The following is a 25,981-nucleotide window of genomic DNA, read 5'->3' on the forward strand; positions in this document are numbered from 1 at the left end:
CGCCCATGCTCTATCTGCTTTCTCCCGCCAAGTCGCTCGATTACGAAACCCCGGTGCCCGCGGCCATCGCCAAGCTGGCGACCCAGCCGCAATTCGTGCCCGAGGCCCAGGCCTTGATCGATCTGCTGCGTCCCAAGAGTGCGGCCGAGGTGGGCGAGTTGATGGAGTTGTCGCAGGCGCTCGCGGAGCTGAACGTGGCGCGTTACGCGGCCTGGACGCCGGCGTTCACGCCCGCCAACAGCAAGCCCTGCGTGCTTGCCTTCAACGGCGATGTCTACGACGGCCTGCAGGCGCGCAGCCTCAGCGCTGCGGATCTGCGCTGGGCCCAGCAGCACCTGGCCATCCTCTCGGGCCTCTACGGCGTGCTGCGTCCGCTCGACCTGATGCAGCCCTACCGGCTGGAGATGGGGACAGGTCTTGCCAACCCGCGGGGCCGCAATCTCTACGCCTACTGGGGCGAGCGCCTGGCCGAGCATCTGAACCAGCGCGCCGCCGCCGAGAAGGTGCCGGTGATCGTCAACCTGGCCTCGCAGGAATACTTCAAGGCGGCCGACCGGCGGAGCCTGAAGCCGCGCGTGATCGAGTGCCAGTTCGAGGACTGGAAGAACGGCAAGTACAAGGTCATCAGCTTTTTTGCCAAGCGTGCGCGCGGGCTGATGGCGCGCTATGCGATCACCGAGCGCATCGATCGGCCCGAGGGCCTGAGCGCCTTTGCGGCCGACGGCTACCGTTTCGATGCCGGGCAGTCCACGCCCGAGCGATTGTTGTTCCGGCGCCGCGTCGAGTAGCGGGCGCTTTGGGCAGAATGTTCGCCCATGAGTACGCAAACCATTACCGGCGAACTGCGTCGCTGGATTCAGGACCATGCCCAGGCGGGCACCTCGCGCGAGACGATTCTGCAGTCGATGTGCGCCAGCGGCTGGTCGCAGAGCGTGGCCCAGCAGGCCCTCGCCGAGACCCTGGACGGCGCCTCCCCCGAACTGCCGCCGCCGTCGCCGGTGCCCGAGCCCGATCTGCACCGCTCGCCGGCCGAGATCCAGCTGAGCGACCGACGCGTGCAGGTGCTGCTGCGCGTCGAGCATCCGCGCGTGGTGGTGTTCGGCGGCCTGCTGTCGCATGAGGAATGCGATGCGATGGTGGCGGCCGCCACCCGGCGGCTGGCGCGTTCCGAGACCGTGGCCAACGACAAGGATGGCAGCGAGATCAACGCGGCCCGCACCAGCGAGGGCATGTTCTTCGAGCGCGCCGAGAACGAGATCTGCGCCCGCGTGGAGGCGCGCATCGCCGAGCTGCTGCACTGGCCGGTGGAGAACGGCGAGGGTTTGCAGGTGCTGCATTACCGCGCCGGAGCCGAGTACCTGCCGCATTACGACTACTTCGATCCCACCCATGCCAGCACGCCGGCGATCCTGGCGCGTGGCGGCCAGCGCGTCGGCACCCTGGTGATGTACCTCAACACGCCGGAGCAGGGCGGCTCGACGGTGTTCCCCGACATCAAGCTGGACGTGGCACCCATCAAGGGTAATGCGGTGTTCTTCAGCTACGAGCGCGCGCACCCCTCGACCCTGACCCTGCACGGCGGTTCGCCCGTGCTGGCGGGCGAGAAGTGGGTGGCGACCAAGTGGATGCGCGAACGCGAGTTCACTTGATCTTGCACCGCTCGGCACGCGCCGGCTGGCGCTAGACTGGCGCTGTTGCTGCAGTTCTGCGGCGCCCCCTTTTGGAGTTCCGACATGAAGAAATCAATGCTGGGCCTGGCCCTGGCCGCCTTGTTCGCCACCGCCAGCTTTGCCCAGACGGCCACCCCGGTGGTGCAGCCGCCCGCGCCCGCAGTGCTGGGCCAGGCGGTGACCGAGACCGCCGCACCAGCTGCGCCAGCTGCTACTGCCAAGGCGGCGGTGAAGCACAAGACCAAGAAGGCCAAGAAGGCTGCCAAGAAGGGCGCCAAGAAGACGCTGGCCGCGCACGCCAAGCACAGCAGCAAGCTGAGCGCCAAGGCCAAGAAGCAGCACAAGCTGCAGGCCTGAGACGCCGGCGCGTCAGCGCCTGAGCGGCAGCTGGCTCTGCTTCAGCTGCCGCAGCACGAAGCTGGACTTGCTGTGCCGGATGCCGGGAATCTTGTAGAGGCGTTCGCGCAGCAGGCGCTCGTAGTCGCGCGTGTCCGCCACCGCGATGCGCACGTAGTAGTCGTAGTCGCCCGAGACCAGGAAGGCTTCCAGCACCTCGGGGATCTGCTCGAGGGCACGGCCGAATTCGAACAAGGCCTCGTCCGAATGGCTCTCCAGCGTCACCTGCACGATCACCGTGTCGCCCAGCCCGATCAGGGCCGGGTTCACGCGCACCGAATAGCCCTCGATCACCCCGGCCGCCTCCATGCGCTTGATGCGCGTCCAGCAGGGTGAGCTGGTCAGGCCCACCAATTCGCTGAGTTGCTGCAGGCTCATGCGCGCGTCCTGCTGCAGGGCGCTCAGGATGGCGATGTCGAATTTGTCCAGGGTCATGCTGTGGTTTGCGCGTTGCGCAGAATGATTTGCTGAATTCAGCGAATTCCAACGGAAGAATAGCAGCCTTTGCTGGGGCGATTGCGGCAAAGTCTCGGGCATGTCTGCTACTCACGCTACGCCCTGCAATGGCGCCCAATCGCTCATCGCCACCCTGCTGGCCCTGGGCGTCGATACCGTTTTTGGCTACCCCGGCGGCGCCGTGCTGCCGCTCTATGACGCCTTGCATGGCGAGCCGCGCCTGCGCCATGTGCTGGTGCGGCACGAACAGGCTGCCGTGCATGCGGCCGAGGGCTATGCGCGCAGCACCGGCCGGCTGGGCGTGGTGTTCGTGACCTCGGGGCCGGGCATGAGCAACACCACCACCGGGCTGCTGGATGCGCTGTGCGATTCGGTGCCGGTGCTGTGCGTCAGCGGGCAGGTGGCGACCAGCGCCATCGGCACCGACGCCTTCCAGGAATGCGATGCCCTGGGCATCTCCAGGCCGGTGACCAAATGGAATGCCCAGGTGCGCGCCGCCGATGATGTGGCGGCCGTCGTTGCCGAGGCCTGCGCGCGCGCCATGGGCGGGCGGCCCGGCCCGGTGCTGGTGGACCTGCCCAAGGACGTGCAGCTGGCGCCGCTGCTGCGGCCGCAGGTAGCCCTGCCCGTGCATGGTGCGATGCCCGAAGAGCCGCCTGCGGGGGACTCGATCGACGCCGCGCTGGCGCTGCTGCGCCAGGCCCGGCGCCCGGTGTTCTACGGCGGCGGCGGGCTCATCAATGCCGGCCCGGCCGCCTGCGAGCTGTTCACGCAGCTGGTGCGCCGCAGCGGCGCGCCCTGCACGCTCACCTTGCTGGGGCTGGGCGCCTTCCCGGCCTCGGACCCGCAATTCCTGGGCATGCTGGGTATGCATGGCACGCTGGAGGCCAACCTGGCCATGCACCATGCCGACCTGGTGGTGTGCGTGGGCGCGCGTTTCGATGATCGGGTGACCGGCCGGCTGGACGGTTTCTGCCCCGGCGCCAAGGTGATCCACCTCGACATCGACCCGCGCTCCATCCACAAGGTGGTGCGCGCCGACGTTGCCTTGCGCGGTGATTGCCTGCCCAGCCTGCGTGCCTTGCTGGCGGGCAGGGTGGCCGCGCCGGACCTCGGCCCATGGTGGGCGCGCATCGAGCGTTGGCGTGCCCAGCACAGCCTGAGCTTCGATGACGAGCGCGATCGCATCCTGCCCCAGGCCCTGATGAGCCGCCTGCAGGCCGCACTGGCCGGGCGCGATGCCATCGTCTCCACCGATGTGGGGCAGCACCAGATGTGGGCCGCCCAGCATCTGCGCTTCGAGCGCCCGCAACGTTGGCTGACCTCGGGCGGCGCCGGCACCATGGGCTATGGCCTGCCGGCGGCCATCGGGGCGCAGATTGCGCATCCCAACAAGCTGGTGGTCTGCGTCAGCGGCGACGCTTCGGTGCTGATGAATATCCAGGAGCTTTCCACTGCCGTGCAGCACCGCACGCCGGTCAAGCTGGTGCTCTCGAACAACGGTTATATGGGCATGGTGCGGCAGTGGCAGGAACTGATCCACGGCGGCCGCTACAGCCACAGCTATACCGAGGCGCTGCCGGACTTCGTGGCACTGGCGCGCGCGTTTGGCTGGCAGGCCCAGCGCGTCAGCGAGCGCGGGCAGCTCGACGCGGCCCTGCGCACCTGCCTGCAAGCCGAGGGGCCGTATTTTCTGGATGTGGCGGTGGCGGCGCAGGAGAACTGCTTCCCGATGATTCCGGCCGGTGCCAGCCATGCCGAGGTATGGCTTGGCAAGGGGAGGGTCTATCGGGAGCTGCAGGCGTAAAAAAAGCACCCCGCGGGGTGCTTTTTTGCTGCGCTGAGCCGCTGGCTCAGACGCGCTTGCGGTACTCGTGGGTACGCGTGTCGATTTCGATCTTGTCGCCCTGGGCCACGAAGATGGGCACCGGGATTTCGAAGCCGGTGGAGATCTTGGCAGGCTTGAGCACCTTGCCCGAGGTGTCGCCCTTGACGGCCGGCTCGGTCCAGGTCACTTCGCGCACCAGCGAGGTGGGCAGTTCGACCGAGATGGCCTTGCCGTCGTAGAACACCACTTCCACGGGCATGTTGTCTTCCAGGTACTGGATGGCATCGCCCATGTTCTCGGCTTCCACTTCGAACTGGTTGTACTCGGAGTCCATGAACACATACATCGGGTCGGCGAAGTAGGTGTAGGTGCAGTCCTTCTTGTCCAGAATGATCTGGTCCATCTTGTCGTCGGCCTTGAAGACGACTTCGGTGCCCGAGTTGTTCAACAGGCTCTTGAGCTTCATACGCACGGTCGCGGCATTGCGGCCGCCGCGGCTGTATTCGGTCTTGAGCACAACCATGGGGTCCTTGCCGTGCATGATCACGTTGCCGGCGCGAATTTCCTGAGCGATCTTCATGTTGATTCCGAGAGATTGGGAGGCCAGATTGGGGCAGGGCTACCGTCGCATCAAGCGCGACAGCACCGTCATTGCTGCCTAGGCGCACCCGCAAGCCTGGTATCGGGCGCGACGAAACCCGGCATTTTAGCCTGATTCGGCGACGAATCGGAGCAACTGGCTGCACAGATCCTCGGCCTTGCTCATTTCGTCACGCCACCGCAGCGCCTGCTGCCGGCCTGGCTTGAGGCGGGTCAACCAGGCCCTGCCGGCCTCGGGCGACCAGGGCGCCAGGCCGTTCCAGGCGCGCCAGACCTGGCGCAGCGCGGCCGCCCCGTCAGCGTCGGCATGGGCCAGATACTGGTCCATGAAGGCCTCCAGCTTGGGGCCATGCGCGCCATCGTCTTGTGGATAGATATGCCACAGCAGCGGTTTGCCGGCCCAGAGGGCGCGCACCAGCGAGTCTTCGCCGCGCACCAGATTCAGGTCGCAGGACCAGAGCAGGCGGTCGTAGTCGGCCTGGCTCAAGTAGGGCAGGGAGATGCAGCGCAGCGCTTGCAAGGCCGCCGCCGCGGCGGGCACCTGCTGCTGTGGGGCGCCGGGGCAGAGCAACAGCAGGGTGGGCGCGTCGGCCAGACTGGCCAGCAGCTGGGGCCAGGCGGCGTTGGTGTAGCAGAACACGCTCAGCACGCGCTCGCCCGCGCGCGGCTGCCAGCCGCGCGCGGCCAGCCAGGCGGGCGCATCGAAGGCCGCCTGGGCGTCCAGCAGGCCGGGCTCGCGCAGCAGGCCGCCGGTGCGTGCGGTGAAGCCGGGGTAGAAGAACCATTTGTCGAGCCCGCGGCCCGGCCCGGCGAGCTGCGGCGAGCGCAGGCGGTGCGAGCGTTCCACATAGGGCTCGGCGCTGAGGTATTCGAGATTGATCCAGCAGGGCGCCTTGGGGCGTGCCGCCATGCGCTGCACAAAGGCCACCGGCAGCTCGCAGCCGAAGGTCTCCAGCACCACGTCGCCGGGCAGCCCTTCGTGCTCGGCTTCGGCCCAGGGTCGCACGTGCAGGCCCGCCGGCAGGCCATCGGCGGCCATCCAGCGCAGGGCCGAGGCATCGTCGACCCACAGTCGCAGCTGCTGGCCGCGCTGGGCAAGATCGCGCGCCAGCCGCAGGCACACGCCGATGTCGCCATAGTTGTCGACCACCCGGCAAAACACATCCCATTGCAGTGCTGACGTCATGGCGCAGGATTATGGGCGGTGCCCGCGGCACAATGCCGGCCCATGAGTGATGTGCCCGTCAAGCCGCCAAGCCCCCCGCAGCCTTCGCCGCCGCTGTCACCGGTGCCGGAGCAGGCCGCCGAACTGGGTGAGCAGGCCCTGGCCGGCTGGGCGCAGGAGCGCGAGCAGGTCGAGGCGGCCGAGGCGCGGCGCGTGGCCGAGGTCGAAAAGGTGGCCCGCGAGGTGCGCGAGCAGGTGCTGGCCGAGGTGCTGGCGCTGCCGCCGCTGCCCGGGGTGTACCGCTACTTCGACGCCCAGGATCAGGTGCTCTATGTGGGCAAGGCCAAGAACCTGAAGAAGCGCGTCTCCAGCTATTTCCAGAAGGATCATGGCGGCACCCGCATCGGCCTGATGGTGGCGCGCATCGCGCGGCTCGAGACCACGGTGGTGCGTACCGAGGCCGAGGCCCTGCTGCTCGAGAACAATCTCATCAAGGCGCTGAACCCGCGCTTCAACATCCTGTTCCGGGACGACAAGAGCTACCCCTATCTGAAGCTCAGCGGCCATGCCTTCCCGCGCGTCAGCTATTACCGCGGCGCGGTGGATCGGCGCCATCGCTATTTCGGGCCCTTCCCGAGCGCCTGGGCGGTGAAGGAATCGATACAGCTGATACAGAAGGTGTTCCGCCTGCGCACCTGCGAGGACACGGTGTTCAATAACCGCAGCCGGCCCTGCCTGCTGTACCAGATCCGGCGCTGCTCGGGGCCCTGCGTGCCGGCGGGGCAGGGGCTCGAGTACGCGCGCAATGTCGCCAATGCCGAGCGCTTCCTGCTGGGCGAGACCGACGAGGTGATGCAGGGCCTGCAGGTACAGATGATGGCCTATGCGGATGCCATGCAGTACGAGTTGGCGGCCGAGGTGCGCAACCAGATCAGCTCGTTGTCCAAGGTTTTGCAGCAGCAGGCGGTGGACGAGAACAGCGCCAGCGGCCGCGACCGCGACGTCGACATCCTGGCGGTCAAGGTGCAGGGGGGGCGCGCCTGCGTCAATCTGGCAATGGTGCGCGGCGGCCGCCACCTGGGCGACCGCGCCTACTTTCCCAAGCATGTGGACGATGCCGCCGCGGTGCTGCTGGAGGACGACGAGGAGACGGGTGGCGCGCGCCCCAGCGTCGAGCGCCAGGTGCTGGAGGCCTTCATCGCCCAGCATTACCTGGAGGCCGCCGTGCCCGCCCTGCTGATTCCCAGCGAGGCGGTGGACGAGACCCTGGCCGCGGCGTTGAGCGAGCAGGCCGGCTACAAGGTCAGCACGCAGGCGCAGCCGCGCGGTCAGCGTCGCATCTGGCAGGAGATGTGTGTGAAGGGCGCCGAGCTGGCGCTGGCGCGGCTGCTGTCGGAGGAGGGCTCGCAGCAGGCTCGCACCCTCGCCCTGGTGGAGGCGCTGGATCTGAGCGTGCCCGAGTTCGACAAGTTCCGCATCGAATGCTTCGACATCAGCCATACCGCGGGAGAGGCCACCATGGCCTCCTGCGTGGTGTTCGAAGATCACCAGATGCAGAGCGGCCAGTACCGCCGCTACAACATCGAGGGCATCACCGGCGGCGACGACTATGCGGCGATGCGCCAGGTGCTGACGCGCCGCTACAGCAAGCTGGCCGAAGGCGCGCAGCTGGGCACAGCGCGGCTGCCGGACCTGGTGCTGGTGGATGGCGGCAAGGGCCAGGTGGCGATGGCGCGCGAGGTCTTCGAGGAGCTGGGCTTGGACCTCGGCCTGATCGTCGGCGTCGAGAAGGGCGAGGGGCGCAAGGTCGGCCTGGAAGAGCTGGTGTTTGCCGATGGCCGCGAGAAGGTCTATCTGGGGCGTGACTCCGCCGCGCTGATGCTGGTGGCGCAGATCCGCGACGAGGCGCACCGCTTTGCCATCACCGGCATGAGGGCCAAACGTGCCGCGGTGCGCACCGGCGGCTCACGCCTGGAAGATGTACCTGGCGTCGGCCCCAAGAAGCGCGCCCAGCTGTTGCAGCGCTTTGGCGGTGTGCGCGGCGTGGCCGCCGCCAGTGTGGATGAGATTGCCAGCGTGAAAGGCATCTCCAAGGAACTTGCCGAGGAAATCTATCGTGTCCTGCATTGATGTACTGAGGAACAAGCGTGGCGGCCGTGGGCTGTGGTCCTGCCTGGGGCTGGGTCTGGTGCTGGCGGGCTGTTCTTCGGGGCCGTCGGCACCGCCCGCCGGGGAGGCGGCGGCACCGGCAGCACCGGCCACCGCGGCCACGGCGGAGCCGCATGGCAAGGCGCCTGCGCCACCCGTGGCGAAGAGCGGGGCCGCGGCACTCGCGCCGCCCAAGCCCGTGCGCACGCACGACGAGTTGCGCAAGCAGGCCGCGCTACGTCTGGTGGAAGCCAATCCGGACCGCACCTATATGGGCGAAGTGCCGGCGGTGCTGCTGGCCATCCCGGTGCTGGAGATCGAGCTGCGCCAGGATGGCAGCGTGAAAAACATCCATGTGCTTCGCAAGCCCGGTCAGGCCCTGGACACGGTGCAACTGGCCATCGATGCGGTGCACCGTGCCGCGCCCTTCGGCAACGTCGCGCGCCTGCCGCAGCCCTGGAAGTTCAACGAGGTGTTCCTGTTCAACGATCAGCGCCGCTTCAAGCCGCGCACGCTGGACTGAAACGGGTTGCATCAGCAATAAAGCGACAAAGCCGAGGCAAAGCGAAGGCAAAGCGTCCGGGCGACCCGGCGTGGTGCATGCTTTTGGGCACAATGCCCGCATGTTCTTCACGCTGCCAACCATCCTGACCTGGGCCCGCATCGTGGCCATCCCGCTGATCGTCGGGGTGTTCCACCTTGAGATCTCGCCGGCCCAGCAGAACCTGCTGGCCACGGTGCTGTTCGTGGCGGTGGCCCTGACCGATTGGCTGGACGGCTACCTGGCGCGCAAGCTCAACCAGACCTCGTCCTTCGGCGCGTTCCTGGATCCGGTGGCCGACAAGTTCCTGGTCTGTGCCGCGCTGCTGGTGCTGCTGGAACTGGGGCGTGTGAACGCCCTGGTGGCATTGGTGATCATCGGCCGCGAGATCGCGATCTCGGCGCTGCGCGAATGGATGGCGCAGATCGGCGCCTCGCGCAGCGTGGCCGTGCACATGGTGGGCAAGCTCAAGACCACGGTGCAGATGGTGGCCATCCCCTTCCTGCTGTTCGATGGCCCCTTGTTCGGCGTGATCAACACCCATGTCTGGGGCACCGCCCTGATTCTGGCGGCGGTGGTGCTGACGATCTGGTCGATGGTCTACTACCTGCAGAAGGCCCTGCCCGAGATTCGCGCCAAGGCCCGATGAGGCGCTGGCGCGATCGCGATGGACGCGCGGCTTGAACGCTGGCAGGCCTATGTGCCTGCCGTCTTCGTGGCGATCTGGAGCACCGGCTTCGTGGCTGCCCGGCTGGGCATGCCCCACGCGCCTGCCGCCAGTTTTCTGGCGCTGCGTTTTGCGCTCTCGGCACTGTGCTTTGGCCTCTGGGCGCTGCTCGGCCGCGCGGCATGGCCGAGCGGGCGGGCGCAATGGGGGCATCTGGCCGTGGTGGGTGGGCTCGTGCACGGGGTTTATCTGCTGTCCTCCTGGAGTGCCGTCAAGCTCGGGCTGGGGGCGGGCACGATGGCGCTGATCGCCGGCATGCAGCCGCTGTTGACGGCGCTCTGGTTCTCGCTGTCGTCGGCCGATGCCGCCGAGCGCCTGGGGCCGCGCCAGTGGCTGGGCCTGCTGCTGGGGGCTGCGGGCGTGCTGGTGGTGGTGTCGAGCAAGCTCGGCGCCGGCGAGGCCTCGGCGGCCAACATCCTGTTGGGCCTGCTGGGCCTGTGCGGCATCACGGCGGGCAGCATCTATCAGCGCCGCTTTCTGGCGCCCTGCGACACGCGCAGCGCCATGGGCATCCAGCTGGCGGCGGCCTGTCTGCTGAGTCTGCCGCTGCTGCCCTTCGAGACGCAGTCGATGCAATGGCATGGCGATCTGGTGGCGGCCATGCTGTGGTCGGTGCTGGTGCTGACTCTGGGCGGTAGCTCGCTGCTCTTCATCATGCTCAAGCATGGTGCGGCCACGCGCGTCAGCAGCCTGATGTTTCTGACCCCGCCCTGTGCTGCCCTGATCGCGCATTTCTGGTTCGGCGAGAGTCTGGCTTGGGCGGTGGTGCTGGGTATGGGCCTGAGCGCCCTGGGAGTGCGGCTGGTGATGCGCTGAGGCGGCGCCTCTGGCCGCGCCCGACTGTGCCAAAAGTCCCGTCTCCCCCATGATTTGTATCGGGGCTTTTCCCTGCTCGGTGGGGCTGTTGATTGCGTCTAGAATCCGCTTCCCGCGGTGGTTTCGGTCGTCGCTTCGCAGGCGCTGCGTGCGTGCAGTTGCCGGGTGCCGGAGCCCGTGGGCAAGACATTTCTCTTCGCTGACTGATGTGCGCCGCGATGGCGCCGTCGTGGTGCAAGCCGGTCGCGTCGTGCAGTGAAACCTACTGAGGGGGTACCTTCGTGAACAAGTCCGAACTGATCGAGCACATTGCCAAGCAGGCCGACATTTCCAAGGCGGCGGCGGGACGTGCGCTGGAGGCGCTGATTGGTGGTGTGAAGACCACGCTGAAGAAGAATGGCTCGGTTTCTCTGGTAGGCTTCGGCACCTTCAGCGTCACGAAGCGTGCCGCACGCAGCGGGCGCAACCCGCGTACCGGCGACACGATCAAGATCAAGTCGGCCAAGGTGCCTAAGTTCCGCCCTGGCAAGGCGCTCAAGGACGCGGTGAACTGATCGACAGGTCAGCTGCAATTCCCGGAATACCGGGCGCTTAGCTCAGTTGGTAGAGCGGCTCCCTTACACGGAGTAGGTCGGCGGTTCGAGCCCGTCAGCGCCCACCAGTCATGCCTACAAGTTGCGGGCATGGGCAGTGGCTAGAATGTCACCCGACGCAAAGGCGAACCATGGTTCGCCTTTGTCGTGTTTGAGGCCGGGCGAGGGCGGTGCTATTGGCTGCCGTTTGTCGATCCTGGGCCATGTTTACTCAGCGTTTGAACGCGTAGGCGCTAAGCCTGTCAGAGGTTCTCGATGTTTGATTTCGTACGCAAGCACAACCGACTGTTTCAGTTCCTGTTGCTGATACTGATACTGCCGTCGTTCGTGCTGCTGGGCGTGGAGGGTTACACCCGCTTCATGGACGGCTCGAATGCGGGGGTGGCCAGCGTCGACGGCCGCAAGATCACGCAGGTGGAGTGGGATGCCGCGCACCGCGACCAGGTCGAGCGCATCCGGCGCCAGTCGCCGAATGTGGATCCCAAGCTGCTGGATGCGCCCGAGGTGCGCAAGGAAGCGCTGGAGGGCCTGGTGCGCGAGCGCGTGCTGCAGGCCGCCGCCCAGGCGCAGCATCTGGTGATCAGCGATGAGCGCCTGCAGAGCCTGTTCCGCAGCGACCCGCAATTCGCTTTTCTGCGCAACCCGGACGGCAGCGTCAACAAGGGCATGCTGGCCGCCCAGGGCATGAACTCCGAGATCTTCGCCTACCGCTTGCGGCAAGACCTGACCCTGCGCCAGGTGCTGCAGCCGATCAGCGCTTCTGGCCTGGGCGGCAACGCCAGCGCCGCAGTGGCCTTCGATGCGCTGCTGCAGCGCCGCGAGGTGCAGGTGCTGCGTTTCGATCCCAAGGATTTCGCGGCCAAGCTCGCGCCCAGCGACGCGGAACTGGAAGCCTTCTACAAGGATCCCAAGAACTCCGCGCAGTTCCAGCTGCCGGAGAGCGCCAACATCGAATACGTGGTGCTGGATGCCGAGGCTCTGAAGGCGGGTGCGAGCTTCAGCGAAGAAGATCTGCGCAAGTACTACGAAGAGAACCAGTCGCGCTACAGCGTGGCGGAAGAGCGCCGCGCCAGTCACATCCTGATCAAGGCCGAGAAGTCGGCCGCTGCGGACGAGCGCGCCAAGGCGAAGGCAAAGGCCGAGGCCTTGCTGGCGCAGGCGCGCAAGAACCCGGCCGGCTTTGCCGAACTGGCCAAGGCGAACTCGCAGGACGAAGGTTCGGCGACGCGCGGCGGCGACGTCGATTTCTTCGGCCGTGGCGCCATGGTCAAGCCGTTTGAGGATGCGGCCTACGCGCTCAAGCAGGGCGAGATCAGCAATGTGATCGAGACCGACTACGGCTATCACATCATCCATCTGACCGGCGTGCGCGGTGGCGACAAGCGCAGCTTCGAGTCGGTACGTGCCGAGATCGAGGCCGAGGTGCGCAAGGCGCTGGCGCAGAAGCGCTATGCCGAGGTGGCCGAGCAGTTCAGCAACACCGCCTACGAGCAATCCGACAGCCTCAAGCCGGTGGCTGAGAAGCTCAAGCTGACGATCCAGACGGCCACGGTGCAGCGCAGCCCGGCGCCCGGCGCGACCGGCCCGCTTGCCTCGGCCAAGCTGCTTGAGGCCGTGTTTGGCGTCGAGGCATTGCGCAACAAGCGCAATACCGAAGCGGTGGAGACGGGCTCCAGCCAACTGGTTTCTGCGCGCGTTGTGCAGCACAACCCGGCGCGCCTGCAGGCCTTGGCGGATGTGCTGCCGCAGGTGCGCGAACAACTGTTGCGCAAGCTGTCGCGCGAACTGGCGGCCAAGGCGGGCCAGGAGCGTCTGGCGGCCCTGCAAAAGGCGGACGATGTGGCCGGCCTGGATGCCGCCATGCTGGTGTCGCGCGCCCAACCGGGCAAGCTGAGTGGCAAGGCCCTTGAGGCGGTACTGCGCGCCGACGTCAGCAAGTTGCCGACCCATGTGGGTGTGGACACGGAAGACGGCAGCTATCTGGTGGTGCGCATCAGCAAGATCGAGGCGCGTGATCCGGCCGTGGTGGATGCCAAGCGCGCCCAGGCGCAGTACACGCAAGCCTGGACCGCCGCCGAGGGCCAGGCCTTCTATGGCGCCTTGAAAGCGCACCACAAGGCGACGCTGAAGGTCCCGGCCGTAGCGGCGGCGGCCTCCGCGGCGAGTAATTGAAAATAGTGCTTCCCAAGAAGATTTAAATCGGCCTATAATCGTAGGCTCTGCGGTGGCTGTAGCTCAGTTGGTAGAGTCCAGGATTGTGATTCCTGTTGTCGTGGGTTCGAGTCCCATCAGCCACCCCAAAGAACACTAAAACGCACGTAAGGCCTTGATTCTTAAGGGAATCAAGGCCTTTTTGCTTCTGCGAATAAACGCGGTTGTTACACGACCTGTCACACAACTCTGTGGTACAGGACCATGAAAGCAATCACCGCATCCATCTATTCGAGAGGCAAGCACGGCAACAAGTACGTGCGTCGCCGCATCCCCGCCGCCCTGCGCGCGGCGTACCCCGAAAACAAGTCTGACATCGTCGTCGCCCTGGGCACGACCGACCTGCGCCAAGCCAAAGAGCGGGCGCATGTCGAGCTGGCTCGCATCGACGCCGAGTTTCAGGCGAAGCGCCAGCAGCTTGACTTGAGTCGCGCGTCCATGGCGGCCAAGCGTATCGCCAAGCTCGATGACGAGCAGCTGCAGGGCGCCGCCAAGTTCTGGGTGCGCCAAGTCTTGCTGGGCGACGAGCAGCGCCGTCAGCAGGGCATGGACGACATCGAGTTCGACGAACTTGACGACCGCCTCAAGACTCAGCGCGCGGAGCTGGGCCGCATGCTCGCGCAGGGCAAGAGCCTGGGCATCTTTCCCGCCTTGCATGGCTTCCTCTATCTGTGCGGGCTCGATTTCGACCCGAGCCAGGACGAAGCCAAGAGAGCCTCGTATGTCTTCCTGCGCTCCGTTGTCGAGACGCTGGACCTGCAGCTGGTCCGCCAGCGCGGCGACGTGGTCGACACGGCCGCGGTCGCGCCTGCGGTGAGCCATCCGCTGCGTGCAGCTGCGCCGGAGCGCGCGCCTGACAACCCGGACTCGCCGACCTGGGACAAGGTGTTCGAGACATGGCGCGACTACGTCGAGAACCGTCCTAAGCCGACCACCATCGCGTCGCAGACGGCCTGGCGTGACTTGCGGCGTTTCGCCGCGAGCCAAGGTGTGCGTGCCCCTGGTGACGTCACGCCCAAGTTGATGACCGCATTCGTCGAGTACATGCGTCCTCGCCTCGAGGTGCCGACCATCAATGAGCGTATCTCGAAGGTTCGAGCCATCTACAAGATTGCCAAGGGCAAGCATGTGCTGGCGGAGAACCCGGCCGAGAGCACCCTTGGCCTGAAAGAGAGCAGTGTGAAGAGGCGCACGAAGCGCCGGCTGCCCTTCGATGCGCAGGACCTGGCCACCTTGTTCGGCTCCGAGGTCTTCACCCGGCACGAGCGTTCCCAGGGCCAGTCTGGCGAAGCTACCTACTGGATTCCGCTGATGATGTTCTACACCGGCGCACGTCCCGAAGAACTCGCGGGGCTTGCCTTGAGTGACCTGCGCCAGGACGCAGAACATGGCTGGTAGCGACCAAGTACTACCGGCCTGCAAACCGCGACGCGTTGCACCCTCGCCACGCCCGACATGCCTCTATAGAGACATGTTTTCCACGTTCGGCTTGACCCGCGACCTCGGCCCTTGCAGGCTCGACAAACGACCAAGAGCGCGCCGGAGCGGCGCGGGCAATGTGAGAGGACGATGCGGTTGTCGGTGATTCCCAGCGAGCGCTTGTACACGAAGTTCCTAGGCAATCTATCGAAGGAACTTATGGATATTGACGACGGCGAAGGCCTCGCCAAGGTGCGCATCGGGCGCGTGCGTGAGGCGGATTTCCTCCGCAGGGAACTCGGACATCAGGGATTCGACGGGCGCTGCATCGTTTCATGGGCGCCAGCGGCGCTCTTGGCTGAGTTGGGCACGTTGAACCCTGCGCCGGAGCAACGCTTCGACGTGCTCGTGATGCCTGGCACCGGAGAGCAGGTTGCGCTCCTCACTTTGCAGGCGAACAAGGCTCAGGCCAGATTCGTGATGCCGCTCGGTGACCCTGGAATCCAACGATATCTGTTGGACTGCATGCGACGCGGACGGATTCATGCACTGCTCATGGACGAGGCAACGCGCACACCCGTCTTTGTGAACCTCCCGGGCGGCTTTCGTGCGCCGGGACTGGTGCTCCGACTGTTGCAGGAGTCACGCAGCCTCCCATGCGATGCTCAGGCGCTCATCTGGCTCGGGCATTTGCTCCGTCCCTTGGATGGCGTTGGCTCGCTGATTAGTGGGCAGGAGGTGACGCATGCGGTCACGGTGCTGGTCTGCAATGAAGACCTTGCGGCGGTGCTGCACTAAGGAGGGCACCAACGCTGACAGTTGCATGGCCGGCAGCGCCATGCCTTGATTCGAAGGGCACGCATCGTCGTGCCCTTCCTCTTTGACTGCAGGCGCTGGTAGTGACGGACCACCACCGTGCCGGTAGCCATTGACCAACTCGCTGGTCGTGACCTCATGCGACCAGTGGGGAGTCCAAGTCACCCGTAAACTTGAATTTGGGAGGCAGTCAGGCCTACACCATCTATATCGCCCTGCGGCGACTACCGCGGAATTCGGCCCGAAAGCCTGCAGCGTCGAGCCGTACCGGATGGGAAGTTGGGGCCTCGTGGGTTCAAGTCCCGCTGCAGCCCAGCTTCTTTCGCAACCATCCCGTCTTGCACAGGCGCTTCTGTCGACCGAGCGGCAACCCTTGTCACCACGCTCCTCGGCATTGCTGCCTTCGCTGCGGTGGAGACGGCGCCGGATTGCTACCAGAGCGGGTTGCAACTGGCTTCGGACTTGATACACAATCTGTACCACAGGCCCGTGTGACAACCACGCTAAGTCGTTGAAAACATTAGGGTTCTTAGGTGGCCAATGGTCTCCCATCAGCCACCCCAAATAATTCAAAGACCCCGCGGCGTAAGCCCCGGGGTCTTTTGCATTGGCGGCCTCAACGGCCCGAACTCGCGGGCTTGCGTTACTGTATTTTTATACAGTACATTCGTATCCATGCTTGCCGCCTGGCAAGTCGAGTGGGCTGTCGGCCCACTCTAGCGTTGGAGCGACATGATGCAAGTGCGAGTGAAACTGGGCAAACTGATCTCCCTGGCGAACTTGGCCAAGGATCCGCAGAACTGGATCAGCTTGATTGCGGTGGTGACGCTGCTGGGGCTGTGCGGCGGCGTCTTCGATCCGCATGAGGGGCGGCAAGAGGCGCACATGGCGCAGACCGAGGGTTCAAACCACCTGGTGGTCCTGCAGGCGCAGGCCGATGGGTCGGGCGAGCGCCTTTAGACCAGGCCTTGCTTGCTGGCCAGAACGGCAGCCTCGGCGCGGCTCGACACGTTCAGTTTCTTGTAGATTGACTTGATGTGGTCGTTCACGGTGAACCACTTGATGCCCATCAGGTTGGAGATTTCCTTGATGGTGAAGCCCTTGCTGAGATAGGTCAGCACTTCGTTTTCACGGGGTGTCAGGCGCTCCCATTCCGGTGCGGGGTCCAACACCACGCCGCGGTTGCTGTGGGTCGCGGCACTGGAAGACAGGCTGCCAAAGCCGGAGTTCAGGCCCATCGGCCCGCTGTCGCCGGTGGATCCGGGGCGGAAATGCGAGAGCAGGCGGCGCGCGATCGCGGGTGACAACGGCGGTTGGCCGCGCACGATGCGCTGCAATTCCTCCACCAGCACCTCGAAGCGGTCTTCCTTGAGCAGATAGCCATCGGCGCCGCATTGCAATGCTGGGAAGAGGTGGTCGTCGTCGGAGTAGAGCGTGGTCACGATCTTCACCGCCGGTGTGCCCACCAACTCGGCGAGGAACTCCATGCCATTGCCATCCGGCAGCTCCAGGTCCACCAGAATCAGCTTGAAGCCGAGCTCGGAATTCTCGTGGTTCAGCTTGGCGACCTGACGGCGAGCGCCCTCGAGGTCGCCGACCTCGATGATTTCCATGGCATCACTGAAGCTCTCGCGCACCACGCGGCACAGAAAACTGCGCGCGACCGGGTTGTCTTCGATGATGAGTACTTTGACTGCCATGGCCTGAGATTGAGCTGGTTGCCGGATCCTAGCGCACATGGCCAGGCTTGCATGCCCCGTGAAGAAGGGAGGGGGTGTTGCTTCGAAGTCATTCTCCCCCGCCCGCCGGCAGCCCACCTTCAGTCGTTGGTAACCACAAGTTTGCCCACCACCTGGCGCGAACTCATGCGCTCGAAGGCTGCGGGCAGCTGTGTCATCGGCAGCACCCGGTCGAGTACCGGTTTCACCAGGCCGCGCGCGTACCACTCGGCCAACTGACCCAGCATGCGCGCATTGCGTTCGGGTTCGCGCCTGGCAAATTCGCCCCAGAAGACGCCCACGATGGAGGCGCCCTTGAGCAGGGCCAGGTTCAAGGGCAGGGCAGGGATCTCACCCTGCGCAAAGCCCACCACCAGGTAGCGACCACGCCAAGCGATGGAGCGGAAGGCTTGCTCGGCCAGGCTGCCGCCCACCGGGTCGTAGATCACATCGGGGCCCTTGCCGCCGGTGAGTGCCTTCAGTTCGTCGCGCAGGCTGACGCTGCTGTAGTTGATGCTGGCGTCTGCTCCCAGTTCGATGCAGCGGGCACATTTCTCGTCGCTTGATGCGGCCGCGATGACGCGGGCACCCGCGGCCTTGGCGATCTGGATGGCGGCCGTGCCGACACCGCCCGCGGCGCCCAGGATCAGCACGGTTTCGCCGGTCTGCAGGGCCGCGCGATCCATCAGCGCGTGATGGCTGGTGGCATAGGTGCAGATGAAGGCGGCGGCATCGGCGAACGCAAAGCCCGGAGGCAGTGGCATCGCCAATGCGGCGGGGATGCAGGCATGGGTGGCGAAGCCGCCGGTGCCGGCAAAGGCCGCCACCGCATCGCCGGGTTTGAAACCCTTCACGCCATCGCCAACGGCCTCGACGATGCCGGCGAATTCGGTGCCCGGCACGAAGGGCAGCGGCGGCTTCATCTGGTACTTGTTCTGGATGATCAGCAGGTCCGGAAAGTTCAGGCTGGCGGCCTTGATAGCGATGCGCAGCTGACCGGCTTGTGGCTCGGGCGCGGGCATATCGGTCCAGCGCAGGGCGTCGACGCCGGTGGGGTTCTCGCACAACCAAGCTTGCATGGCTCACTCCTCGATGATGGGACGGCGGATCATAGGCAGGCGCGGCAACGCCGGTGGTCGCTCAGGTGACGCCGCGCCTGCCTACAATGCGCCGCATGCGCATACTGATCGCCAATGATGACGGCTATTTGGCCCCCGGCCTCCAGGCCCTGGTGAAAGCCTGTGAGGGGCTGGGGCAGATCGAGGTGATTGCCCCCGAGCAGAATGCCAGCGGCACCTCGAATGCGTTGACGCTGACGCGGCCCTTGTCGGTGTTCACCGCGTCGAACGGCTTCCGCTACGTGAACGGCACGCCCTCGGACTGCGTCCACGTGGCCCTGACCGGGCTGCTGGACTACAAGCCGGATCTGGTGCTCTCGGGCATCAACAATGGCGCCAATATGGGCGACGACACGCTGTACTCCGGCACCGTGGCCGCGGCCACCGAAGGCTTTCTGTTCGGCATCCCCTCGATCGCGTTTTCCCAGGTGGAGAAGGGCTGGGGGGAATTGGACGCCGCCGCCGCTCTGGCGCGCGAACTGATCCAGCAGGTGGTGGCGGGAGGCCTGGGCCGCCCCTTCCTCTTGAACGTCAACATCCCCAATCGCGCCGATGCCGTGGACCTCCCCCGCCTGGTGACGCGCCTTGGGCGTCGTCATGCCAGTGAGCCGGTGATCAAGCAATCGAGCCCGCGCGGCGAGCCCATCTACTGGATCGGGCCGGCGGGCGACGCGCGCGAGGCCGGCGAGGGCACCGACTTTCATGCGACCGCGGCGGGCGCCGTTTCCATCACGCCCTTGCAGGTTGATCTCACCGATCATGCGGCGCTGCCTGCCTGGCGCGCCAGCCTGGCGTCGAACGGCGGAGCGCGTACTTGAACTCGCCCGGAGCCCGCGGCAAGCGCTTTCCTCTGGCGCTCGACAAGGTTGGCGCCCGCGCTGGCGGCGGCGTAGCGCGCGAGGTGCTGATGCCGCAGCGGCATTTGCAGCAGGCCGCCGCCGATGCGGCGCGCCTGACCACGCCCAGCGGGCTTGGCCTGGATTCGGCCGGCGTGCGTCAGCGCATGGTGCAGCGCCTGCGCCTCGATGGCCTGCGTGATGAGCGGGTGCTGGCCGCGCTGGCGCAAGTGCCGCGTCACGAATTCGTGGACACCGCACTGGCAACCCAGGCCTATGAGGACACCAGCCTGCCCATCGGGCATGGCCAGACGATCTCCAAGCCATCGGTGGTGGGCCGCATGATCGAGTTGATGCTGGCCGCGCCCGGCGCGCAGCAGCGCGGCCATCTGGGCAAGACGCTGGAGATCGGCACCGGCTGCGGCTATCAAGCGGCTGTGCTGGCACAACTGGCCAGGCAGGTGGTGTCGATCGAGCGGCTGCGGCCCCTGCACGACAAGGCCCGCATCAATCTCGCCGCCATCAAGGCGCTGCACATCCGCCTGCTCTATGGCGACGGCATGCTGGGGCATGCGCCGGCGGCGCCTTACGACAGCATCATCGCCGCCGCCGGTGGCGACGATCTGCCTGCGGCTTGGTTGGCCCAGTTGGCCCCCGGTGGCCGGTTGGTGGCGCCGATGACGGCGCCCAGCGGGCGCGGCCAGGTGCTGGTGGTGGTGGACCATCTGGTGGAAGCCGGCGTTAGCCAATTCATACGAAGCCTGCAGGAGTCGGTGCTTTTCGTGCCCCTAAAATCCGGTGTCTTGTAGGCCGCTGACCGAGCCCACGCGGGCCCTGGTTCAGTCTTGCCCCTCAGCCTTTGCAATCGAGAGCGCATGCAACAGATCTTGAATCGTCGATGGACCTCCCTGGCGGCCGGCGCGCTGGTGCTTTTGCTGGCCGCCTGTGCCTCGCCCAGCCACCGCGCTCCCGTCGAGGAGCGCGCCGTGGGTGCGCCTGCCAAGCCGGCGGCCACGCCTTCGCCGACCACGGCCGCGAGCACGACACCCGAGGGCAAGCTGCCGGCCGGCAGCGAGAACGCCGGCAAGCCCGGTTACTACACGGTCAAGCCGGGCGACACCCTGATTCGCGTCGCCCTGGAGAACGGGCAGAGCTGGCGTGATCTGGTGAAGTGGAACGGCCTGGAGAATCCCAATCTGATCGAGGTGGGTCAGGTCTTGCGTGTGGTGGCGCCAGGGGTGGATGCCGCGGGCGTGAATGCCCGCCCGGTCAGTTCGGCCAAGGTCGAAACCAAGCCGCTGGACGGCAAGCCGGCTGCGGCTGCCGCAAGTGCGGCATCCGCGGCGGCCAGCGCCGCTGCGCCCGCTCAGTCGACAGCGCCGGCCGTGGCGGCGGCCAAGGAGGGGGACGATGAGCCGCAGTTCGGTTGGCCTGCCGCTGGCGGCATTCTGACGGGCTTCGACGAGGTCAAGAACAAAGGTCTTGCCTTTGCGGGCAAGGCCGGCGATGCTGTGCTTGCCGCCGCCGACGGCCGCGTGATGTATGCAGGATCTGGTTTGCGAGGCTATGGCAACATGATCATCATCAAGCACAACGCCACTTACCTGACGGCGTATGCCCACAACCAGACCCTGCTGGTGAAGGAAGACCAGCCGGTGCGCAAGGGCCAGAAGATTGCCGAGATGGGCTCCAGCGATGCGGACCAGGTCAAGCTGCACTTCGAGGTGCGCAAGCAGGGCAAGCCCATAGATCCGGCCAAGCTCTTGCCGGCCCGTTGATGGATGGAGGCGCCGCGTCATGTCACTGCATCGCGTTGCCTCTACCAGCCCGACCCGGCCGCCCATCGACCTGGCCGAGTTTGATGCCGACGCCAAGCCGGCGCCGGATGACGATGACGTGCAGGCGCTGCGCCTGCCGATCACGAATGGTGCCGATGTCGAACTTGGCAATGCGCTGCAGGCCTATCTGCGCGACATTCGCCGCACGCCGCTACTGACGCCGCAACAGGAATACGACACGGCCGTGCGTGCGCGTGCCGGCGAGTTCGCGGCGCGCCAGGCGATGATCCAGCATAACCTGCGGCTGGTCGTCAGCATTGCCAAGAACTACCTTGGCCGCGGCCTGCCGATGAGCGATCTCATCGAGGAGGGTAATCTCGGCCTTATGCACGCGATCGGCAAGTTCGAGCCCGAGCGCGGCTTCCGCTTTTCTACCTACGCGAGTTGGTGGATACGCCAGAGCATCGAGCGTGCGTTGATGCATCAGGCGCGGCTGGTGCGCCTGCCGGTGCACATCGTGCGTGAGCTCAACCAGGTGCTGAAGGCGCGGCGCGCATTGGAGGCCCTGGCCAGCCAGAATGGTGGCGAGGCCCAGGTGCGTGCCGACGAGGTGGCCGCGGCGCTGGGGCGGCCGCTCAGCGAGGTTTCCGAGCTGCTGGCCTATGCCGAGCTGCCGAGTTCGCTGGATTCGCCCGTGGACCGCAACGGCGAGGGCGGCGAGTCGATGATGGATCTGGTGGCCGACGAGCAGGCCGTGGATCCGATGGGCCTGCGGCTCAGCCACGAGTTGGAGGAGTTGCTGGCCCATGGGCTGGCGGCGCTGAACGATCGCGAGCGCGAGGTGCTGGCGGGGCGCTATGGCCTGGCCGACCGCGAGCCCGAGACCCTGGATGTGCTGGCCATCCGCCTCGGACTCACGCGCGAACGCATCCGCCAGATCCAGATCGAGGCGCTCAACAAGCTCAAGCGCAACATGATGCGCCACGGCATCAGCCGCGACGCGATCTTCTGAGGCCGTGAGGCCGGGCGCGGGGCTGGGATAATGCCGCCCCATGACGCAAGTATCTGAATGGCTCAAGGTCGAATCGCTGGACCTGGAAGCCCAAGGTGTGGCCCACAACGAAGAGGGCAAGGTGGTATTCATCGAGGGCGCCCTGCCCGGTGAAGAGGTCCAGGTCCAGGTCGGCCGCAAGAAGAACAACTGGGAGCAGGCCGCGATGGTGGCGATGCGGCGCGAGAGTTCGCAGCGCGTGCGCCCCGGCTGCCCGAACTTCGGTCTGCATGCCGGCGCTTGCGGGGGCTGCAAGATGCAGCATCTGCATGTGGCCTCGCAGGTGGCGGTGAAGCAGCGTGTGCTGGAGGACAACCTCTGGCACCTCGGCAAGGTCAAGTCCGAAATGATGCTGCGCCCGATCGAGGGGCCGGCCTGGGGCTATCGCTATCGCGCGCGCCTGTCGGTGCGCTATGTGGCCAAGAAGGGCCATGTGCTGGTGGGCTTCCACGAGCGCAAGAGCCGCTATGTGGCCGACATGCAGGTCTGCAAGGTGCTGCCGCCGCGCGTCAGCGACATGCTGGTGCCGCTGCGCGAGCTGATCGCCAGCATGGACGAGCGCGACCGGCTGCCGCAAATCGAGCTGGCCATTGGCGAGTCCAGCGGCACGCTGGTGATCGCGCTGGTGCTGCGCCATCTGGAGCCCTTGGGCGATGCGGACAAGGCGCGCCTGCGCGCCTTCACCGCACAGTACGACGTGCAATGGTGGCTGCAACCCAAGGGGCCGGACACGGTGCATCTGCTGGACGAGGGTGGTCCCGAGTTGGCCTACACGCTGCCGGAATTCGGTATCGTGATGCCCTTCAAGCCCACCGATTTCACCCAGGTCAACCACCATATCAACACGGCGCTGGTCGGGCGCGCCCTGCGTCTGCTGCAGGTGCAGCCGGGCGAGCGCGTGATCGACTGGTTCTGCGGCCTGGGCAACTTCACCCTGCCGCTGGCCACGCAGGCGCGCGATGTGCTCGGCATCGAGGGCAGCGAGGCCCTGGTGGCGCGTTCGCGCGAGAACGCCAAGCGCAACGGGCTGGACCACAAGACCCTTTTCGTGGCGCGCAATCTGTTCGAGATGACGCCGGAGATCTTGGTGGCCGATGGACAATCGGACCGCTGGCTGGTGGATCCGCCGCGCGAGGGGGCGTTTGCGCTCTCCAAGGCCCTGGCCGATGTCGTGCAGGATCCCACGCTGGCGCCCGGCTGGACGCCGCCCAGGCGCATCGTCTATGTCAGCTGCAACCCGGCAACGCTGGCGCGAGATGCCGGCTTGCTGGTGAATCTGGCGGGCTACCGCTGCACGTCGGCCGGTGCGGTGAACATGTTCCCGCACACCTCGCATGTTGAGTCGATCGCGGTGTTCGAGCGCGACTGATTGAAATAGCAGCGGAAAAAAAACGGGGCCGCTGGCCCCGTTGATCCTTGGCGCTGGCGCGGCTCGTTATTCGCGCTCGCCGCCGAAGATGCCCAGCAGCGACAGCAGGCTCTGGAACACGTTGTAGAGGTCCAGATAGATCGCCAGCGTGGCACTGATGTAGTTGGTCTCGCCGCCATCGACGACGCGCTTGATGTCATAGAGCATGAAGGCGGAGAACACCGCCATGCACAGCACCAGCAGGGTCAGCATCAGCGCCGAGGATTGCACGAAGGCATTCACGATACCGGCCACCATGATGATGATGGCGCCGATGAAGAGGAACTTGCCCATGCCGGAGAGGTCGCGCTTGATCATGGTGGCCAGGCTGGCCATGGCGAAGAAGATCGCGCCGGTGCCGGCAAAGGCCGTCATGATGAGCGAGCCGCCGTTCTTGAAGCCCAGCACCGCGGCCAGCAGGCGCGAGAGCATCAGGCCCATGAAGAAGGTGAAGGCGAGCAGGGCGGCCACGCCGGTGCTGGAGTCCTTGGTCTTCTCGATCACGAACATCAGGCCATAGGCGCCGGCGAAGAACACGATCATGCTCATCCCCGTGCCCATGCTGGCGAGGATGCCGGTGCTGACGCCAATCCAGGCGCCCAGTACGGTGGGCAGCATGGACAGGGCGAGCAGCCAGTAGGTGTTGCGCAGCACGCGCTGGCGATCGGCTGCCAGGCCGGTACCGAATGTCGTGCCGTAGTGGGTATTCAAGCTGTCGTTCATCGTGGAGTCCTCCGGACCTTGGGTGGCGCAATTCTAGGCGGCTTCGCGCGCGCAACAGTTTTGCGCCGCGGCCACCGAATCGAGCTGCGCCTGTCGGTAAAGTGGCGGCTTCCACTCCAATTTCAAGCCCGATCATGAAGACTAAACCTTATCTCTGCCTGGATGATGTCAAGCGCATCGCCGCCGCTGCCGAAGCCGAGGCGCTGACCAACCAATGGGCGGTGAGCATTGCCATCGTTGACGACGGTGGCCATCTGCTGTGGCAACAGCGCCTGGACGGCGCGGCCGCCATCTCGGCCCAGATCGCACCCGCCAAGGCGCGCACCGCGGCGCTGGGACGCCGCGAGTCCAAGGTCTACGAGGACATGATCAACCAGGGCCGCACCTCCTTCCTGAGCGCACCGGGCCTCGACGGCCTGCTGGAGGGCGGTGTGCCGGTGCTGGTGGATGGGCATTGCGTGGGCGCGGTGGGTGTCAGCGGCGTGAAGTCCATCGAGGACGCGCAGATCGCCAAGGCGGGCATTGCGGCCTTGGCTTGAGGCGGCCGGGCCAGGGCGGCTGATGGCGGGCATGACGAGCCCGCCGAGTTTCTTTGCGCAAAATCTTCTCGGTGATTACCCTGGTCGGGTATACTCAGCAGGTTTACCCGCAACCCACCGCACCTAGCGAAACTCCCCCGTTTCCCCCACCGGATTCAGGCTCTTCCATGGCATCTGCCGTGGGTACAGGAGCAGAGCTGGGCGCGCGCACAATAACGGAGTTACCCGTGCTGCCCGACCTGCCTCAATTCATGAATGCGGCGCCTGCCGCGATCCTCGCCCTGGCAGACGGCACGGTCTTCAAAGGCAGCTCTCTCGGCGCTGCTGGCCACACGGTTGGCGAAGTGGTGTTCAACACCTCGCTCACCGGCTACCAAGAAATCCTCACCGACCCCAGCTATTGCCGGCAGATCGTGACGCTCACGTATCCGCACATCGGCAACTACGGCGTCAACGACGAGGATGTCGAGGCCACGAAGATCTTTGCCGCTGGCCTGATCATCAAGGAAGCCCCCATCCTTGACTCCAACTTCCGCAAGACCCGAACCCTCGCCCAGTACCTGAAGGACGAAGGCACGGTGGCGATCTCGAACATCGACACCCGTCGCCTGACCCGCGTGCTGCGTACCACCGGCGCCCAGAACGGCTGCATCCTGGCGCTGGCTGCCGGCGAAGCCATCACCGAAGCCCATATCGCCGACGCGATTGCCAAGGCCAAGGCCGCGCCCAGTATGGCGGGCCAGGATCTGGCCAAGGTGGTGAGCACCGGTGAGCGCCTGAACTGGACCGAAACCGAATGGACCCTGGGCAAGGGCTATGGCGAGCTCGCCAACCCGCGCTTCCACGTGGTCGCCTACGACTTCGGCGTGAAGCGCAACATCCTGCGCATGCTGGCCTCGCGCGGCTGCAAGATCACCGTGGTGCCGGCGCAGACGCCCGCATCCGAAGTGTTTGATCTGGAGCCGGATGGCGTCTTTCTGTCCAACGGCCCTGGCGATCCGGAGCCTTGCGATTACGCCATCAAGGCGGCGGCACAGCTGATCGAGGCCGGCGTCCCGACCTTCGGTATCTGCCTGGGCCACCAGATCATGGCGCTGGCCTCGGGCGCCAAGACCTTCAAGATGAAGTTCGGCCACCACGGCGCCAACCATCCGGTGAAGGATCTGGACAACGGCCGCGTCTCCATCACCAGCCAGAACCACGGCTTTGCGGTGGACGCCGACTCGCTGCCCGCGAACCTGCGCCCCACGCACGTCAGCCTGTTCGACGGCACCCTGCAGGGCCTGGCGCGCACCGACAAGCCGGCCTTCTGCTTCCAGGGCCACCCCGAGGCCAGCCCCGGCCCTCATGACATTGCTTATCTGTTCGACCGCTTCATCGGTCTGATGGCCAAGGCCTGACCCGGCACGGATGGAGTAGAGATC

26 protein-coding genes and 2 tRNA genes are annotated in these 25,981 nt (G+C 66.0%); 22 read left to right on the forward strand and 6 right to left on the reverse strand.

Going from position 1 to position 25,981, the window contains the following annotated elements:
* Positions 1-5 precede the first annotated feature (5 nt).
* The 3 genes from yaaA (at position 6) to AC3WQY_RS13610 (ending at position 2,027) form a co-directional block, all read left to right on the forward strand.
* On the forward strand, positions 6-788 hold the full coding sequence (gene yaaA, locus AC3WQY_RS13600) for a peroxide stress protein YaaA (protein WP_492709212.1): 783 nt from the start codon (positions 6-8) through the stop codon (positions 786-788).
* Between the two features lie 27 nt (positions 789-815).
* Entirely contained in the window at positions 816-1,649 is an 834-nt protein-coding gene (locus AC3WQY_RS13605; protein WP_492709092.1) for a 2OG-Fe(II) oxygenase, read from the forward strand.
* Positions 1,650-1,733: 84 nt separating this feature from the next.
* Positions 1,734-2,027, forward strand: a complete 294-nt coding sequence (locus AC3WQY_RS13610; protein ID WP_492709094.1) for a hypothetical protein — start codon at positions 1,734-1,736, stop codon at positions 2,025-2,027.
* Positions 2,028-2,039: 12 nt separating this feature from the next.
* Here AC3WQY_RS13610 and AC3WQY_RS13615 read toward each other — a convergent pair whose 3' ends face one another.
* A complete protein-coding gene (locus AC3WQY_RS13615) occupies positions 2,040-2,501 on the reverse strand; it encodes an Lrp/AsnC family transcriptional regulator (RefSeq protein WP_285232542.1) in 462 nt (153 codons plus the stop codon).
* A 100-nt stretch (positions 2,502-2,601) separates the two neighbouring features.
* Between AC3WQY_RS13615 and ilvB the strand changes: the two genes are divergently transcribed.
* On the forward strand, positions 2,602-4,329 hold the full coding sequence (ilvB, locus tag AC3WQY_RS13620; RefSeq protein WP_492709096.1) for a biosynthetic-type acetolactate synthase large subunit: 1,728 nt from the start codon (positions 2,602-2,604) through the stop codon (positions 4,327-4,329).
* Between the two features lie 46 nt (positions 4,330-4,375).
* Here ilvB and efp read toward each other — a convergent pair whose 3' ends face one another.
* Both efp and earP read right to left on the reverse strand, forming a co-directional pair.
* On the reverse strand, positions 4,376-4,930 hold the full coding sequence (gene efp / locus AC3WQY_RS13625) for an elongation factor P (protein WP_285232540.1): 555 nt from the start codon (positions 4,928-4,930) through the stop codon (positions 4,376-4,378).
* Between the two features lie 126 nt (positions 4,931-5,056).
* Positions 5,057-6,136 (reverse strand): elongation factor P maturation arginine rhamnosyltransferase EarP, encoded by a 1,080-nt coding sequence (gene earP / locus AC3WQY_RS13630; RefSeq protein WP_492709099.1) that lies wholly within the window; start codon positions 6,134-6,136, stop codon positions 5,057-5,059.
* Between the two features lie 42 nt (positions 6,137-6,178).
* On the opposite strand from earP, the gene uvrC reads away from it, so the two are divergent.
* The 11 genes from uvrC to AC3WQY_RS13685 all read left to right on the forward strand — a co-directional run bounded on the left by uvrC (position 6,179) and on the right by AC3WQY_RS13685 (position 16,346).
* Positions 6,179-8,245, forward strand: a complete 2,067-nt coding sequence (gene uvrC, locus AC3WQY_RS13635; RefSeq protein WP_492709101.1) for an excinuclease ABC subunit UvrC — start codon at positions 6,179-6,181, stop codon at positions 8,243-8,245.
* Positions 8,232-8,786, forward strand: coding sequence for a hypothetical protein (locus AC3WQY_RS13640; RefSeq protein ID WP_492709103.1), 555 nt, complete (start codon positions 8,232-8,234; stop codon positions 8,784-8,786). Before uvrC ends, AC3WQY_RS13640 begins: the two co-directional genes overlap by 14 nt.
* 100 nt (positions 8,787-8,886) lie before the next feature.
* Complete coding sequence (gene pgsA / locus AC3WQY_RS13645; RefSeq protein WP_285232536.1) at positions 8,887-9,453, forward strand: CDP-diacylglycerol--glycerol-3-phosphate 3-phosphatidyltransferase; 567 nt, start codon at positions 8,887-8,889, stop codon at positions 9,451-9,453.
* A gap of 18 nt (positions 9,454-9,471) precedes the next feature.
* Entirely contained in the window at positions 9,472-10,347 is an 876-nt protein-coding gene (locus AC3WQY_RS13650) for a DMT family transporter (protein ID WP_285232535.1), read from the forward strand.
* A 281-nt stretch (positions 10,348-10,628) separates the two neighbouring features.
* Positions 10,629-10,901 (forward strand): HU family DNA-binding protein, encoded by a 273-nt coding sequence (locus AC3WQY_RS13655; protein WP_282825557.1) that lies wholly within the window; start codon positions 10,629-10,631, stop codon positions 10,899-10,901.
* A gap of 31 nt (positions 10,902-10,932) precedes the next feature.
* Positions 10,933-11,008 (forward strand) — tRNA-Val (locus AC3WQY_RS13660).
* A gap of 187 nt (positions 11,009-11,195) precedes the next feature.
* A complete protein-coding gene (locus tag AC3WQY_RS13665; protein ID WP_492709106.1) occupies positions 11,196-13,112 on the forward strand; it encodes a SurA N-terminal domain-containing protein in 1,917 nt (638 codons plus the stop codon).
* Between the two features lie 52 nt (positions 13,113-13,164).
* Positions 13,165-13,240, forward strand: a tRNA-His gene (locus AC3WQY_RS13670).
* Positions 13,241-13,355: 115 nt separating this feature from the next.
* On the forward strand, positions 13,356-14,549 hold the full coding sequence (locus tag AC3WQY_RS13675; RefSeq protein WP_492709108.1) for a DUF6538 domain-containing protein: 1,194 nt from the start codon (positions 13,356-13,358) through the stop codon (positions 14,547-14,549).
* Positions 14,550-14,726: 177 nt separating this feature from the next.
* The gene (locus AC3WQY_RS13680; protein WP_492709110.1) at positions 14,727-15,368 is read left to right on the forward strand and encodes a hypothetical protein; all 642 of its coding nucleotides are present in this window, start codon (positions 14,727-14,729) and stop codon (positions 15,366-15,368) included.
* A gap of 753 nt (positions 15,369-16,121) precedes the next feature.
* Positions 16,122-16,346, forward strand: a complete 225-nt coding sequence (locus tag AC3WQY_RS13685; protein ID WP_492709112.1) for a hypothetical protein — start codon at positions 16,122-16,124, stop codon at positions 16,344-16,346.
* On the opposite strand, the gene AC3WQY_RS13690 is transcribed toward AC3WQY_RS13685, so the two are convergent.
* Both AC3WQY_RS13690 and AC3WQY_RS13695 read right to left on the reverse strand, forming a co-directional pair.
* Positions 16,343-17,086, reverse strand: a complete 744-nt coding sequence (locus AC3WQY_RS13690) for a LuxR C-terminal-related transcriptional regulator (protein WP_285232532.1) — start codon at positions 17,084-17,086, stop codon at positions 16,343-16,345. The genes AC3WQY_RS13685 and AC3WQY_RS13690 overlap by 4 nt on opposite strands.
* 119 nt (positions 17,087-17,205) lie before the next feature.
* Complete coding sequence (locus tag AC3WQY_RS13695; protein WP_492709115.1) at positions 17,206-18,183, reverse strand: NADPH:quinone oxidoreductase family protein; 978 nt, start codon at positions 18,181-18,183, stop codon at positions 17,206-17,208.
* A 95-nt stretch (positions 18,184-18,278) separates the two neighbouring features.
* Between AC3WQY_RS13695 and surE the strand changes: the two genes are divergently transcribed.
* From surE to rlmD, 5 genes are all read left to right on the forward strand, one after another.
* On the forward strand, positions 18,279-19,040 hold the full coding sequence (gene surE, locus AC3WQY_RS13700) for a 5'/3'-nucleotidase SurE (protein ID WP_492709117.1): 762 nt from the start codon (positions 18,279-18,281) through the stop codon (positions 19,038-19,040).
* Complete coding sequence (locus AC3WQY_RS13705; RefSeq protein ID WP_492709119.1) at positions 19,037-19,867, forward strand: protein-L-isoaspartate(D-aspartate) O-methyltransferase; 831 nt, start codon at positions 19,037-19,039, stop codon at positions 19,865-19,867. The genes surE and AC3WQY_RS13705 overlap by 4 nt, the downstream gene beginning before the upstream one ends.
* A 66-nt stretch (positions 19,868-19,933) precedes the next feature.
* Positions 19,934-20,836 carry a peptidoglycan DD-metalloendopeptidase family protein gene (locus tag AC3WQY_RS13710; protein ID WP_285232530.1) on the forward strand — a complete coding sequence of 301 codons (903 nt, stop codon included), beginning with the start codon at positions 19,934-19,936 and terminating at the stop codon, positions 20,834-20,836.
* A 19-nt stretch (positions 20,837-20,855) separates the two neighbouring features.
* Positions 20,856-21,848, forward strand: a complete 993-nt coding sequence (rpoS, locus tag AC3WQY_RS13715) for an RNA polymerase sigma factor RpoS (protein WP_285232529.1) — start codon at positions 20,856-20,858, stop codon at positions 21,846-21,848.
* A gap of 40 nt (positions 21,849-21,888) precedes the next feature.
* Positions 21,889-23,256, forward strand: coding sequence for a 23S rRNA (uracil(1939)-C(5))-methyltransferase RlmD (gene rlmD, locus AC3WQY_RS13720; protein ID WP_492709122.1), 1,368 nt, complete (start codon positions 21,889-21,891; stop codon positions 23,254-23,256).
* Between the two features lie 66 nt (positions 23,257-23,322).
* Here the strand turns inward: rlmD and AC3WQY_RS13725 are convergent, their stop codons facing one another.
* Positions 23,323-24,018, reverse strand: coding sequence for a Bax inhibitor-1/YccA family protein (locus tag AC3WQY_RS13725; protein ID WP_492709124.1), 696 nt, complete (start codon positions 24,016-24,018; stop codon positions 23,323-23,325).
* Between the two features lie 134 nt (positions 24,019-24,152).
* Between AC3WQY_RS13725 and AC3WQY_RS13730 the strand changes: the two genes are divergently transcribed.
* Both AC3WQY_RS13730 and carA read left to right on the forward strand, forming a co-directional pair.
* Entirely contained in the window at positions 24,153-24,557 is a 405-nt protein-coding gene (locus tag AC3WQY_RS13730) for a GlcG/HbpS family heme-binding protein (RefSeq protein WP_492709126.1), read from the forward strand.
* A 251-nt stretch (positions 24,558-24,808) separates the two neighbouring features.
* Positions 24,809-25,957, forward strand: a complete 1,149-nt coding sequence (gene carA / locus AC3WQY_RS13735; protein ID WP_492709214.1) for a glutamine-hydrolyzing carbamoyl-phosphate synthase small subunit — start codon at positions 24,809-24,811, stop codon at positions 25,955-25,957.
* Positions 25,958-25,981 lie beyond the last annotated feature (24 nt).

The sequence above is a fragment of the Roseateles sp. FW301-B2 genome (genome assembly GCF_058788955.1).